The sequence below is a fragment of the Myxococcus sp. AS-1-15 genome (assembly GCF_020037055.1).
GTDB lineage: Bacteria > Myxococcota > Myxococcia > Myxococcales > Myxococcaceae > Myxococcus > Myxococcus fulvus.
This window is the reverse complement of sequence record NZ_JAIQDF010000002.1, coordinates 633,884-646,469: the sequence shown is the minus strand read 5'-3', so window position 1 is coordinate 646,469 and position 12,586 is coordinate 633,884. Positions and strand designations below refer to the sequence as shown.

At 71.0% G+C, this 12,586-nt stretch carries 11 protein-coding genes; 4 read left to right on the top strand and 7 right to left on the bottom strand.

Annotated features, from left to right (window positions below; all coding sequences use genetic code 11):
• Nucleotides 1–31: 31 nt before the first annotated feature.
• Together K8625_RS08395 and K8625_RS08390 are read right to left on the bottom strand one after the other, a co-directional pair.
• A complete protein-coding gene (locus K8625_RS08395) occupies nucleotides 32–754 on the bottom strand; it encodes a TetR/AcrR family transcriptional regulator (RefSeq protein WP_223749215.1) in 723 nt (240 codons plus the stop codon).
• Nucleotides 755–888: 134 nt separating this feature from the next.
• Nucleotides 889–1,587, bottom strand: a complete 699-nt coding sequence (locus tag K8625_RS08390) for a DUF2293 domain-containing protein (RefSeq protein WP_223749214.1) — start codon at nucleotides 1,585–1,587, stop codon at nucleotides 889–891.
• A 115-nt stretch (nucleotides 1,588–1,702) separates the two neighbouring features.
• Between K8625_RS08390 and rnz the strand changes: the two genes are divergently transcribed.
• Nucleotides 1,703–2,626: a ribonuclease Z gene (gene rnz / locus K8625_RS08385; RefSeq protein WP_223782374.1), complete on the top strand. Its 924-nt coding sequence runs from the start codon at nucleotides 1,703–1,705 to the stop codon at nucleotides 2,624–2,626.
• Between the two features lie 33 nt (nucleotides 2,627–2,659).
• Here the strand turns inward: rnz and K8625_RS08380 are convergent, their stop codons facing one another.
• Nucleotides 2,660–3,187 carry a hypothetical protein gene (locus tag K8625_RS08380; protein ID WP_223749212.1) on the bottom strand — a complete coding sequence of 176 codons (528 nt, stop codon included), beginning with the start codon at nucleotides 3,185–3,187 and terminating at the stop codon, nucleotides 2,660–2,662.
• A gap of 109 nt (nucleotides 3,188–3,296) precedes the next feature.
• A complete protein-coding gene (locus K8625_RS08375) occupies nucleotides 3,297–4,217 on the bottom strand; it encodes an alpha/beta fold hydrolase (protein WP_305070676.1) in 921 nt (306 codons plus the stop codon).
• A 649-nt stretch (nucleotides 4,218–4,866) separates the two neighbouring features.
• Between K8625_RS08375 and K8625_RS08370 the strand changes: the two genes are divergently transcribed.
• Entirely contained in the window at nucleotides 4,867–6,549 is a 1,683-nt protein-coding gene (locus tag K8625_RS08370; protein WP_223782373.1) for an amidohydrolase, read from the top strand.
• Nucleotides 6,550–6,556: 7 nt separating this feature from the next.
• Here the strand turns inward: K8625_RS08370 and K8625_RS08365 are convergent, their stop codons facing one another.
• Nucleotides 6,557–8,572 carry a hypothetical protein gene (locus tag K8625_RS08365; protein ID WP_223782372.1) on the bottom strand — a complete coding sequence of 672 codons (2,016 nt, stop codon included), beginning with the start codon at nucleotides 8,570–8,572 and terminating at the stop codon, nucleotides 6,557–6,559.
• 108 nt (nucleotides 8,573–8,680) lie between these two features.
• Here K8625_RS08365 and K8625_RS08360 point away from each other — a divergent pair, with 108 nt between their 5' ends.
• The gene (locus tag K8625_RS08360) at nucleotides 8,681–9,925 is read left to right on the top strand and encodes a DUF6068 family protein (protein WP_223782371.1); all 1,245 of its coding nucleotides are present in this window, start codon (nucleotides 8,681–8,683) and stop codon (nucleotides 9,923–9,925) included.
• Nucleotides 9,913–10,239, top strand: coding sequence for a DUF4286 family protein (locus K8625_RS08355; RefSeq protein ID WP_223749206.1), 327 nt, complete (start codon nucleotides 9,913–9,915; stop codon nucleotides 10,237–10,239). The genes K8625_RS08360 and K8625_RS08355 overlap by 13 nt, the downstream gene beginning before the upstream one ends.
• 49 nt (nucleotides 10,240–10,288) lie before the next feature.
• Here the strand turns inward: K8625_RS08355 and K8625_RS08350 are convergent, their stop codons facing one another.
• The gene (locus K8625_RS08350; RefSeq protein ID WP_223782370.1) at nucleotides 10,289–11,317 is read right to left on the bottom strand and encodes a pyridoxamine 5'-phosphate oxidase family protein; all 1,029 of its coding nucleotides are present in this window, start codon (nucleotides 11,315–11,317) and stop codon (nucleotides 10,289–10,291) included.
• 164 nt (nucleotides 11,318–11,481) lie between these two features.
• Nucleotides 11,482–11,964, bottom strand: coding sequence for a GNAT family N-acetyltransferase (locus K8625_RS08345; RefSeq protein WP_223782369.1), 483 nt, complete (start codon nucleotides 11,962–11,964; stop codon nucleotides 11,482–11,484).
• Between the last annotated feature and the right edge of the window lie 622 nt (nucleotides 11,965–12,586).

The window sequence follows — 12,586 nt, the reverse complement described above, 5'->3', positions numbered from 1 at the left end:
GCCCTGGGGGCGCGGGGGTTGCTGGGGAGGTTCACGGACGTTTCCTCGGGGTGTGACGGGTCTTCGCGCGGGCGGGTGCCCGTCGCGTGGAAGTCTTGGGCCGCTGCGCGCGTACGGAGGGCCGGGCGACAGCGGAGGGCTCGAAGCGCGGCACCGTGCCGCCTTCACACAGGCGCTGGAGCGTGTGCGCCCAGGCCGTCAGGTCCGGCTTCTGCTGCAGGTGGACCATGCGCTGCGCGAGCAGCACGTACGCGCCGACGATGAACGAGGCGAACAGGCGCGCATCCATCTCCGAGTCCGCCGCCCCCGCCTCCTGCATCCGCCGGAAGTCGCGCGCCACGCGCTCCACCTGCGCGTCCGTCATGCGCCACAAGAGCGACTCGAAGGGCGTGCCCTGGCTGCCGCTGACGAGCACCGCGACGATGTCCCGGTGGGACCACATCAGCTCCAGCGACTCCAAATCGAAGTCGATTTCGGTCTGGAAGAAGCGCTGGTAGCGTTCGATGAAATCCCGCCTGTCCCGGGGGCCGGGCAGCCCCTGCTCGCGGAAGTGGCGCTCCACCGCCTCCATCCGCCGCGTGTTCAGCGAGTTGAGCCGCGTCTCGAGCGAGGTCAGCACCTCGGCGAACAGCGCCTCCTTCGACTCGAAGTGCAGATAGAAGGCGCCCTTGGAGAGCCCGCACGCGGCGGTGATGTCCTCGATGCGCGCCCCGCGCAGCCCCTTGCGGGCGAACTCCGCCCGGGCGGCGGTCATCAGGGCTTCCCTGGCGTGGGGGTCCGCGGGTCTCGGCATGACGGACCCGTTATTAACCCGCCGGTCAGTAATGACGCAATGTGAGTGAACGGCGGGTCAGAAACCCCACCGTCATTCCACCCCGGAGGCCGGGCTCAGGGCTGGGGAGTACCCGCTCCCACACGCGCCAGGGCGGTGCACAGCGGACACGCGGAGGGGCCGTGGGGCACGTCGCGGCGGTGCAGGTCCAGCACGGCGCGGGAGATTTCCGCCAGCTCGCGGCGCACCTCACGCCGGGCGCCCTTCACGCGGGCGATGCTCATGTCGTCGTACTGGGTCGTCTGGTGGCGCATCCAGGCGATGACGGCGGCCTCGGCGCGGCGCTCCACGGGGATGCGCTCCGTCCGGGCCACGGTGCCGCTGCCCACGGGGGTGGCGTGCGCGGAGACGAGCACGGCCAGCTTCTTGGCGTGGGCCAGCCACGCGGGGGAGAAGGCGAGGAAGCGCAGGACGCTGTTGGCGAAGTCGACCTCGTACTGCTCCTGCTCGCGGGCGCGCCGGTCGCGGCCGGCGGCCAGCTTCCTGGCGTAGGCGGGGGTGGCGCGCTCGGCGTCCAGCGCGGCCTTGGCCTGGAGGATGTGCGGCTCGGGGGCCCACACGCCCCGGGAGAAGAGCTTGCGGCCCACCTTCTCCACCACCGTCCAGGTGGGGCCCGCGGCCTTCACGCGGCGGGTGAGCCCGGCGTCACCGGGGGGCAGCAGGACCCAGCCCTCCGGCACGGAGAGCACGCGGCCATCCGGGGCACGCACGCGGCGGGGGTCCGAGGTGGGGGCGAACGTCAGGGATTCGGGCATGGCGGTGTCTGGGGGGCGGCTCACATAGCACGGGCGGGTCCAAAGCCTGCTAAATGGCGCCTCGCGCCCTGGCGGTCCGGGCGCGGGAGACACTCTTCGCGTGGGAAGTGCCGGCATGTCCCTCCTCAGGCTCACCTTCCTCGGCACCTCCGCCGCCCAGCCCACCCTGCACCGCAACCTGTCGGGCCTCGCGGTGAAGGCGGACACGGACCTGCTGCTGTTCGACTGCGGCGAGGGCAGCCAGCGGCAGATGGTGCGCTTCGGCACCGGCTTCACGGTGGACGCGGTCTTCTTCACGCACTTCCACGCCGACCACTACCTGGGAATCATCGGCTTCCTGCGCACGCTGGGGATGATGGGGCGCGAGCACGCCATCCACCTGTACGGCCCGCCGCCGGCCCGCCGCCTGCTGCACCAGGCGGTGCACCTGGGCGTGGAGGCCATGTCCTTCCCCGTCGAAATCCACGAGGTGAAGGACGGCGACGTGGTGCGGCGCAACGGGTACGCGCTGCACGCCATCGGCGTGGACCACCGCATCAACGCGCTGGCGTACGCGCTGGTGGAGGACGAGCGGCCGGGGCGCTTCAACCTGGAGAAGGCGCGCGAGCTGGGCGTGCCGTCGGGGCCCCACTTCGGCAAGCTGCAGAGGGGCGAGAGCGTCACGCTGGAGGACGGGCGCGTGGTGAAGCCCGAGGACGTGCTGGGCGCGCCGCGGCCGGGGCGCAAGCTGGTCATCTCCGGGGACACGCGGCCGTGCGCCGCGGTGGTGAAGGCGGCCCAGGACGCGGACCTGCTCATCCACGAGTCCACCTTCTCCGACGACGAGCAGGCGCGGGCGCTGGAGACGCATCACTCCACGGCGCGCGAGGCGGCGCGGGTGGCCCGCGAGGCGGGAGCACGCCGGCTGGTGCTCACCCACCTGTCCAGCCGCCACGACACGGACCCCGCGAAGCTGCTCGCGCAGGCGCGCGAGGAGTACAAGGGGCCCTGTGAGGTGGCGTACGACGGCTTCACCCTGGAGCTGCCGCTGCGCGACTGACGCGCGGCGGCTCCTCGGGGACGTACGGCTTCGTTACTGGATCTTCTCCGCCTCGGCGCGCAGGGCGGTGGCCGACTCGGCGTCCACCTTCTGCAAGAGCTCCCACTCCATCTCCGGGTCGCGGTTGAAGGTGGTGCCGTCGGCGCGGGGGGCCGGGTCGTTGAACTCCGACTGCTGGCGGCCGCCGCTCTGGGCGCCGCGGGACTCGGTGGACAGCTGCTTGTAGTACTCGATGGCGCACTGGCCGGGGCCGCGCTCGACGGCCTTCACCAGGTAGCGCACCTGGGTGGTGCCCAGCGACGAGGGGGCGCCGTGCATGAGCCACTCGGTGGACGCCTCGAAGCCGTCCTTGCCCGCGCGCATGGAGTAGCCCTTCTCCTTGAGGAGGGCGATGGCCTGCGGCCAGACCTCGGCGGCGGGCTTGCGGTAGACGTGGGTGCGCGCCTTGTCGTTGAGGAAGGCCTCGCGGCGGCGGCCGGCGCAGCCGGTGGCGGAGGTCAGACAGAGGGCGGCGACGACGAGCAACGACAACGCCCCGAGGCGGGACTGGGACGGGTTCATGCGCTTGACTCCAGGGAATGTGAGACGGCCGGAACATCCCTCACCCCTGCCCCGCCGCCAAGTCCCCGGGGGGAAGGTTGCCGGGGACAACCATCTCCTCCGTGTCTGTCTACGCTCGGCGTATGGGCTGGGGCGGGTGTGTGCCCACGTGTTCGAGGATCTGCGCGGAAACCAGGGCGGGCGCCTCCAGGGGAGCGAAGTGGCCCACGCCTGGGAGGAAGCGCACCTGGGGAGGCAGCTCGAACCAGGGCTCCAGGTCGTGGGTGAGCTCGCGGCCCAGGGCGCGGTCCTCCTCGGCCCAGACCAGGCGGAAGGGGGCGCGGATGCGGGGGTAGCCCTGGAGGAGGCGGCGGGCGCCGTTGGGGGTGAGGAGGTCGCGGAAGGACTGGCGGTAGTAATCCACGGCGGCGCGGGCGGCGTCCGGGTGGGAGAGGTTCTGGGCGTAGGGGGCGAGGCGCGCGTCGCTGACCTGGGAGTTGCGGGACATGCCCCGGCGGATGAGACCCGGGACGCGGGCGCCGTTGTTCGCGGACAGGGCGCGCTCGGGGAGCCAGGGGAGCTGGAAGAAGAACATGTACCAGGAGCGGCGCAGCTGGGCGGGGCGCCAGATGCGGCGCAGCAGGACGGAGGGGTGGGGACAGTTGACGACGGTGAGGGTGGCGACGATGTCGGGGCGGGTGGCGGCCACGTGGTAGGCGATGCCGCCGCCCCAGTCGTGGCCCACGAGGTGGATGGGGCGGTCGGGCTGGAGGTGGCGGGCGAGCTGGTAGATGTCCTCGGCGAGCGTGTCGAGGTCGTAGCCCTTCCGGGGACGGTCCGTGCCGCCATAGCCGCGCAGGTCCGGGGCCACGGCGTGATAGCCCGCCGCGCCGAGCACGGGCAGCACGTCACGCCAGCTCTCCGACAGCTCGGGGAAGCCGTGCAGCAGGAGGATGAGCGGGCCGTCCGCGGGCCCCGCCTCCAAGGCCTGCATGCGCAGCGAGGCCAGGGGAATGGACAACGAGGCGAGCGCGGGGGTGTCGGTGTCCATGAGGGCGCAAGCTAGCAGTCCGTGGCAGAGACAGGTCTCCATCCAGAGGCCATGCGTCCATGACTCATCAACGCGCGAGGATGCATGTCAGAGTTTGCGGACAGCGCCCAAGGAACGGTCCTCCACGGGCTCCTGCTCATGGCCAGTGAGGACATCGGACATCCATCATGTCTTGGGTTCGAACACTTCCGATAAATCGAGTCCCGGGTCGACCATGAAGCGAGCTACCCGCATCCGTCAGTCCGAGGTCGCATTCCGCAGCGGCATCCGACTGGTCCTGTTCTTTCTGGCCCTTTGGCTGTGCGCGATGTTCTTCAGCGTGACGTGGGCCACGAAAATCACGGGGGTCTTGGCCCTCTGCTTCACGGCCACGACGGCCCTGGAGGCATGGAACGTGTGGCGCTTGCGTCGCCTTCCACCCGAGGAGCTGAAACGAAGGTGAAACCCGACGTGAGCGGGAGGCCGCATCGGTCGGATGACCAACCTCCTCCCGTTGACCGACCTCGGGCGAATGACGAGAACGACTAGCGCCCATGCCGAACGCTCGCTCTTCGTGAGCAGACTGGCCCCCGACCACCGGGTGCGCCAGAGTGTCGCGCGCCCGCCCCAGGCTCGGGGCGGCCCTCCATCCAGACAGGTGCGCGAAACGATGCTGCGACGAATCGGCGGGCTCCTCGGTGCCGTACTGTTCCTCTCCCTCCTCGGCGGCTGCACGCGGAACACTCCGCGCCCGGACCCCGCGGGCACCTCCGTCTACGTAGCCGCGCGCGTGCGCACCCTCGACCCGGGCCGCCCCGTCGTCGAGGCCCTCGCCGTCCGCGACGGCAAGGTGCTCGCCACCGGCACCCGTGACGAGGTCCTCGCCGCCGCCGGTCCCGGCGCCCGCGTCGTCGACCTGGGCTCCGCCACCATCGTCCCCGGCCTCACCGACTCGCACGGACACCTGTCCTCGCTCGGTCAATGGGAGGCCACCGTCACCCTGCTCGGCGCCACCACCAAGCAGGAGGCCCTCGCCCGCGTCGCCAACGCGCCGAGCACCTCCTACCAGGGCGAGTGGCTCGTCGGACAAGGCTGGGACCAGAACGACTGGCCCGAGAAGACCTTCCCCACCCGCCAGGACCTCGACGCCAAGCACCCGCGCACGCCCGTGTACCTCACGCGCATCGACGGCCACGCCGCCTGGGTCAACAGCGAGGCGCTGCGCCGCGCGAACATCACCCGCGCCACCCAGGACCCCAACGGCGGCCGCATCCTCCGCGACGCCAACGGCGAGCCCACCGGCATCCTCGTCGACAACGCCATCGGCCTGATTCACGCCGTGCTGCCGCCCCTCACCGAGGCCGAGCGCACCGCGCAGCTCACCGCCGCCCTCAACCGCGCCGCGCGCGTGGGCCTCACCGGCGTGCACGACGCCGGCATGGACCTGGCCACCTTCCAGCTGCTCCAGCGCATGGACAAGGAAGGCAAGCTGCCCCTGCGCGTCTACGCCATGGCCGACGGCCAGGCCCCCGAGCGCGCCGAGTTCCTGCGCATGGGCCCCTACCAGGGCGAGCGCCTCACCCTGCGCGCGGTGAAGCTCGTGCTGGACGGAGCGCTCGGCAGCCGTGGCGCCGCCCTGCACCAGGACTACAGCGACGAGCCCGGCCACCGCGGCCTCTTGCTCCTCACCCCCGAGGAGTACGAGAAGCGCGTCACCGACTTCATGCGCGCCGGCTTCCAGGTCTGCACCCACGCCATCGGCGACCGCGCCAACACGCTGGTGCTCGACACCCTCGCGCGCGCGATGCAGGCCACGTCCACCCAAGCAGGCCGCCACCGCGTCGAGCACGCGCAAATCATGGGCCTGGATGACATCACCCGCCTGGGCCGCATCGGCCTCATCGCCAGCGTGCAGCCCACGCACGCCACCAGCGACATGCCCTGGGCCGAGGCGCGCGTGGGCCCCGAGCGCATCCGCGGCGCCTACGCGTGGCAGCGCCTGAAGTCCTCCGGCGCCGTGCTCGCCCTGGGCAGCGACTTCCCCGTGGAGCGCCCCGACGTGCTCGCCGGCCTCTACGCCGCGCGCACCCGTCAGGACGCGCGCGGCACGCCCGAGGGCGGCTGGTACGCCGACCAGCGCCTCAGCGGACAGGAGGCCCTGGAGGGCTTCACCGTGGGCGCCGCCTACGCCTCCTTCGCCGAGGCGCGCCGAGGCCGACTGCAGCCCGGCATGGACGCGGACTTCGTCGCCCTGTCCGTGGACCCCGTGGACGCGCCCGTCTCCGAGCTGCCCGGCGCCCAGGTCCACCTCACCGTGGTGGGCGGCGATGAAGTCCACCGCGCCACCCCGTGAGCCGTGATTAGAGGTTCGACACCAGGCTGAGCGACTGGACGCGGCGGTGCAGCTCCTCCTGCGCCGCCTGTCGCTCCTTCGCCAGCCGCTCCAGCTCGCGGGCGATGGCATCCAGCCGGTCCTCCTGCTCGTTGAGCTTGGCCACGAAGCGCTCGGCCAGCTCCCGCTGCGACACGCCGCTCTTGAGCGACTCGATGTTGGAGCGGATGCGCTCCTGGTCCTTGAAGAGCTGCGCGCGCTCCTGGGTGAGCTGCTGCTCGTCGCGCGTGAGCGTGGCCACGCGCTCGCGGATGGCAATCACCTCCCGCAGCGCGTCCGACATCGCCTGGTCCACGTAGCGCTGCGACAGGAAGAAGGCCACGTCGTCCGGCCCCACCGAGGACAGCGCGTAGTGCCGATGGCCCGTGGTGCGCTCGGACACCACGAACGTCTCCTGCGCGCCCGCGGCCAGCGTCCGCTTGAAGCGCCAGAAGCCGTCCGTCGTCTCCTCGGGCGCGGGCATGTCCTTGGCCAGCTCCCAGCCGATGCGCGGGTGCTCGATGAACAGCACCTGCGGCCGGGGCGCCTTGTTGCGCACCACGTACGTCGTGCGCCGCACGTTGTGGTACTCGGCCATCAGGCTGCCGTGGCTCACCACCACGCGGAAGACGGGCCCGTCCTCGGCGCCCTCCTCCACCGTGACGACGCAGCCCAGCTCCACCGCGTACGGCACGAAGCGCGTGTCCTGCGGCTTCATCGTGTCGAGCATCGCCTCGCCCACGTAGCGCTCGTCCTCCGTCACCGTCACCGGGCCGCCCTCCAGCGTCAGGCCCGTGGTGTTCTTCAGCTCGATGCACGCCATCGGGTTCTTCTCGCGCGTGGCCCGGTTGTAGAGCAGCACCCGACGCCCCTCGAACGACTTGTGCAGGATGGGCACCAACGCGCTCTGGTTGCGGTGCACCGTCACCGGCCGGTCCACGCCGTACTCGAACAAGTCCCCCACGTCCTTCGTCAGCGTCGTCACCTTCGCGCCCTGCTGCTCGAGCACATCCCGCAGCCGGGGCCCACCAGGACCACCGGAGGTCGCTCCGCCCTTGCTTCGCATCAGCGAGCGGGAGCGGCCCGGCGCCATCGCCGGCGCGGGCGCCAGCTCGGCCATCATCGGCATGGCATCACTCTCTTCATCCATCACGGCCGGGGCGCTCGCGTAGCTCTCCTCCGGAATCACCGGCGCGGCGGCGGCCTCCGTCCTCACCTCCACCACGGGGCGCTTCATGTAGCGGGGGTTGTAGAGGTCGTGCACGAACGACACCGGCAGGCCCGCGACGAGCGCCAGCTCCACGTCCACCCAGTCCTCGTCCCCCGTGTTGTCCACCAGCGCCCAGCCCTGGAGCAGCGGAGACTCGCCCTCGTCCAGGAGGATGCGGTAGCTCGTCTTCCACACAGGCGCTTCCACCACGTAGCTGACGAACACCTCGCGCTCACCCTCGCCCGCGGTGAGGATGCTCATGCGCTTGCTGTCCTTCTTGTACGAGGACAGCACCGTGGACAGATAGAACTCCAAATCCTTGCGCACCGCCTCGTCGAGGAACTCCAGCTCGGTGATGTCCAGCACGTCGAACGTGCGCAGCGACGCGCCCACCAGCAGCGACAGGAACGGGCGCACCACGCTGGTCTCACCGGCGGCCACCGCGAGCGACTCCAGGCCGATGATGGAGCCCTCCACCTGACCGCCGCCCACGCGCGCCCGCACGCGCGCGCCCTTGATCTGCCCGAGCAGCGCCGTGAGGCTGCCGTCCTCTGGAATCCGGATGGTGGCCTCCGCGAGCAGCTGCTCCAGCGGCTTCGTCGAGTCGTAGCTCACCGCCGACACCGAGCCGCCCGACAGGTCCAACACCGTCAGCGACTTGAGCACGTCGTTCATGTCCCGCGCCTTGAAGTCCAGGTGCAGGGTGTCGCTGCCCGTGACGCTGCCCCGGCGCTCGAAGTACCCGACGCCATGCTTGTAGAGGACGACCCGGCGGATGGACAGTGGGGTGGGCATGAGCGCGGAAACTCCAGGAAGTTGGGGATGACCTGTCCCCCGGTGTATCAAGCCCCGCCTGGGGTCGCGCAATGCCGCGCAAGGCCCTTCTCGTGAGGTGACGCCCGAATGCGAAAGCCCTCCGCTTCCTTCCTGTCCCGCTCCGCGCTCCTGTGCGCGACGCTGACGCTCGGCTCCGGCTGTGAGAGCACGAAGCCCCGCGCCGCGGGCCCCACTGATGGTGTGCCGGTGACGCAAGGCGGCACGTCCGGGAGCGCCACGGACACGCCCACGGGCACCGCCGCGCCCGAGGCTCCTGCCTCGACGAAGGGGACCTCTGCCTGGCACCGCGCCCGGGTGGGCGACCAGGTCGTCTATTCGTTCTCCGCGATTCGCACGCCGCCGCGCGACGCGCAGGGTGGCTCGGCCGCGGCGGGTCAGCTGACGCTGGAGGTCGCGGCGGTGGAGAGCTCGCGCGTGTGGCTGACGCTGACGCTCCAGAGCGACAAGGGGGGTGAGCTGACGCAGCCCCGGCTGTCGCGGCGGCTGGCGATTCCCATGCGCGTGGAGGCCTCCCGGCCGCTGGAGGTCGCGCGCGAGGGCACCGCGACGTCCGAGCAGCCCACGGCCGCGGGCCGCACGTGGGAGGCGAAGCGTTATCTGCGCGACAATCGCCCGGTGGATGGTCCACTGGAGAACCGGCTGTACGCGGTGGACGCGGGGCCGCTGTACCTGACGAACGGGCTGCTCGACGCGAGCACCACGCTGTCGGGCTTCGGCGGCGCGGGCAGCCATCAGCTCACGCTGGTGTCGATGCGCCAGGGCAAGGAGGGCGCGGGCATGGCGCCGGACCTGGAGTGGCCGCTGGGTCCTGGCACGTGGTTCGACCGGGAGATGGAGTCGGAGGGCACGAAGACGGTGCTGCGCACGTGCCAGTCGGCGGAGGCCGGTTACGTGCTGCGCACGGAGGCGCCGGTGAACCCCGCGACGGACGAGGCGCCGTGCCAGGACTTCTCGCAGGCGAGCGTGATGCCGCTGGAGGAGGTGCTGCTGTCGTTCATCTCGCTGGGGCTGGAGCCCAAGCAGTGGCCGCCCGCGGTCCCCAACTCGGCGCCGGCCGTGCGCGAGACGCTGGCGGTGGGCACCAAGCGGGTGCCGGTGCTCCAGGTGGACGCCAACGAGGGGCCGACGAACGCGAAGCAGGTGCGCACGCTGCTGTTCGCCGCGGACCCGTGGGAGAAGACGCTCGGCGGGCTGGCGCACGAGGCGCGGTTCGAGCCGCTGTCGGACTTCACCTATCGCGTCTCGTCCAAGGGCAAGCGTGAGTCGCAGGGCGGCGCGAAGCTGACGGGCTTCGGTGCGTGGCAGCCGTGACGTCGCTGTACACCGTGGTCATCGAGGTGGAGCCCGGCGCGGAGGCCGCGTGGAACCAGTGGCACGAGGGGACGCATGTCCCCGAGGTGCTGCGCGAGCCGGGGTTCCTGGGGTGCCGCAAGTGGAAGGACACGGAGCGGGCCCCGGATGGCTGGACCCGGTACGTGTGTCACTTCGAGCTGGCCAGTGAGGCGGACTTCCAGCGCTACACCACGAGCGACGCGGCGAAGCACCTGCGCGCGGAGTCGCTCGCGCGCTTCGGGACGGTGACGCGGCACTCGCGGCAGGTGTTGACCGAGGTGAAGCGGTTCTGACGGTGCACGAGGGCTCCCTGCGTCGCGAGACACGGGAGCCCTCGCGGACTCAGTACAGGTTCTTCTTGTAGTCCTGCTCCAGCGCGCAGCTCAGCATCCTCCTGGACACGAGGGCGCGCACCGTCGCGGCGGCGGCGCCCTTCTGGGGGCTGCGCCGGACGTGGTCGACGAACACGTCGGCCATCTTGGGGAGCTGGCTCGCGGGCACGTGACGCGCGGTGTCCCACAGCCCCGCGTCGACGATGGCCTGACTGGCGTGGAGACGCGCCGCGTGGGACTCCAGCAGCAGCGCCATCTTCGGCACCTTGCCCTCGACGGTCATCGAGGCCAGCAGCGAGGGCTCGGTGGAGAGCGAGGCGACGCCGGAGACCTCCAGGAAGCGCGTCTCGCCAGGGATGAGCGCGAGCAGGGCCACACGGGATTGTTCGAGGACATTGTGGAACGTGTCCGTGCGACGGTTTCCGGGGCGGTCGGGCACGGCCACGCGCGTGCCGTCGAGTCGGAGGAAGCCCGTGGGGTCGCCCTTGGGGCTCACATCCGCGAGGCCCTGCGCATCCCACGAGGCCAGCGCGACGAAGGGCGTGCGTGACAGCCAGTCGTGCACCTCGGGGTCACCACTCCAGGTGCCCGCGGCGCGAGTGTCCGAGGTGGCGGGCTTCGGTGACTTCCAGAGCCCCGAGCGGATGATGGCCTTCGCGCAGTGCACGAAGGCTTCTTCCACGGTGACGTGCAGGGTGTGCCCTTCGAGCGTCGCGTGACCGTTGACCCGCAGCGTCTCGCCCAGGCCCGGGATGAAGAACAGCAGGCCACAGCCCACGGTGGGGTTGAGCGGAATGGGCGCGTCCAGTCGCAGTTCCAGGTGCGTCGGGTCCACGACGCGCGCGAACCCCAGAGACCCGCCAACCGCCGTCGCGCGCCCCTGCCCATCCACGTCGACATAGCCGAGCACCGCGAACGACGAGCACGCCAGCAGCCTGAGGCAGTGGTCATCCAGCGAGTCCAGCGACTTGAGCATCACACCCAGCGGGCGGGAGCCCACCACCCCTTCGAGCGCCTCGACTGTCTGGACCCGTGCCATGGACCCAAGCATACAAACTTGAGATTGACTTGCAAAGTCACAACCTCCAACCAAGCCGCTTGGAGGTGGCCCGCCAGGCCCGCCAGGGCGCTGCGCCGGCTCACGCGCCGCCACCCGCGACAGGAATGCGCGAGGCGGGAGTCCGTCTCCCGCCAGCGGCCGCGTCACGCGCAGAGATTGCGCGCGATGACACGTGGGAAGTACCCCGCCGACCCGGAGGGCAAATCCAACCGGAGATAGACGTACCCGCTCGGGGACGTGTCGCCGGACAGCTGGCCTGAAACGTCCAGGCGCCGGAAGCCGAGCGACTCCAGGGTCGAAAGCGACGTCGAATGCCCCGCGCGGACGGAGGTCTCCAGGTGTCGCAGTCCATCCAGCCTGACGCCCTGCCGGATGAGCTCCGACAGGGTCCAGTGCCCCGCGCCATTCTGGCGATGCTGCGCCAGGATGGAGCAGCACACGCGGGCGTAATGCTCCTCGCGGCGGATGTGGGTCAGCGCCGCGAGGCCGATGACGCCGTTGCCCCGCTCGGCCACGGCATACAACCGGGTCCCCTCCGCCGCGCTCCACCGCCCTGGCGGACGTCCTCCCGCCTCGGGCCGCCACCACCCGAAGAACTCCTCGACGTCCGGCTCCTCCAACAACATCCGAGCCGCCACCAGGACCGCGGTCCCCGCCACATCCATCGGAATGAGCTGACGCTCATGCATACAGGCTTCCCCCCTTCACCCCGGGGAGACTTCAAGGGACATGCCAGGAGGCCCCCCAAGGCGCCTCCCGCGAGTCCTCCGAGGGAGGGCGTCGAGGAGTGACGCACCCGCGTGCCTCTCGCACGCACATGACACCGCGTCCTTAAGGGAAAACCCGTGCGTCCTTCATGGCACAGCGTGTCCCCCGCGACACGGAGCGTGCCGGGCTCTACCCCCCCCGCGCGCGCTCGCTCGTCGAACAGCCCACGCAGCCCATCCACGAGCACGTTCGCCCCCGTGGTGTTGCCCACCGTGTCGAGGGAATCCCGGAGCGCGCCGAACAGCGCGCGCGAGTGCTCCGGGTTCCGCTCGGCCCGGTCGATGACGTGGCCCACACGTTCAACCTGGTCCTTCCACGTCGCCAGCACCCCCTCGTACGCCGCGGTGACAGGCAGGGCGCTGTCGACCAGCATGTGGACCAGCGCGATGACGTCCGCGAAGTCATACGTCCGCGTCTTCGCGTCATAGAAGTCCTCCAGGTGCACGGAGTCGTGCGCGAACCAGAAGCGCACGAAGTCCG

Bases quoted from the DNA above. Each gene is read 5' to 3' on its own strand.
- K8625_RS08365 (WP_223782372.1), bottom strand. From the start codon at position 8,572: ATGCCCACCCCACTGTCCATCCGCCGGGTCGTCCTCTACAAGCATGGC.
- K8625_RS08390 (WP_223749214.1), bottom strand. From the start codon at position 1,587: ATGCCCGAATCCCTGACGTTCGCCCCCACCTCGGACCCCCGCCGCGTG.
- rnz (WP_223782374.1), top strand. From the start codon at position 1,703: ATGTCCCTCCTCAGGCTCACCTTCCTCGGCACCTCCGCCGCCCAGCCC.
- K8625_RS08380 (WP_223749212.1), bottom strand. From the start codon at position 3,187: ATGAACCCGTCCCAGTCCCGCCTCGGGGCGTTGTCGTTGCTCGTCGTC.
- K8625_RS08360 (WP_223782371.1), top strand. From the start codon at position 8,681: ATGCGAAAGCCCTCCGCTTCCTTCCTGTCCCGCTCCGCGCTCCTGTGC.
- K8625_RS08375 (WP_305070676.1), bottom strand. From the start codon at position 4,217: ATGGACACCGACACCCCCGCGCTCGCCTCGTTGTCCATTCCCCTGGCC.
- K8625_RS08350 (WP_223782370.1), bottom strand. From the start codon at position 11,317: ATGGCACGGGTCCAGACAGTCGAGGCGCTCGAAGGGGTGGTGGGCTCC.
- K8625_RS08345 (WP_223782369.1), bottom strand. From the start codon at position 11,964: ATGTTGTTGGAGGAGCCGGACGTCGAGGAGTTCTTCGGGTGGTGGCGG.
- K8625_RS08370 (WP_223782373.1), top strand. From the start codon at position 4,867: ATGCTGCGACGAATCGGCGGGCTCCTCGGTGCCGTACTGTTCCTCTCC.
- K8625_RS08395 (WP_223749215.1), bottom strand. From the start codon at position 754: ATGACCGCCGCCCGGGCGGAGTTCGCCCGCAAGGGGCTGCGCGGGGCG.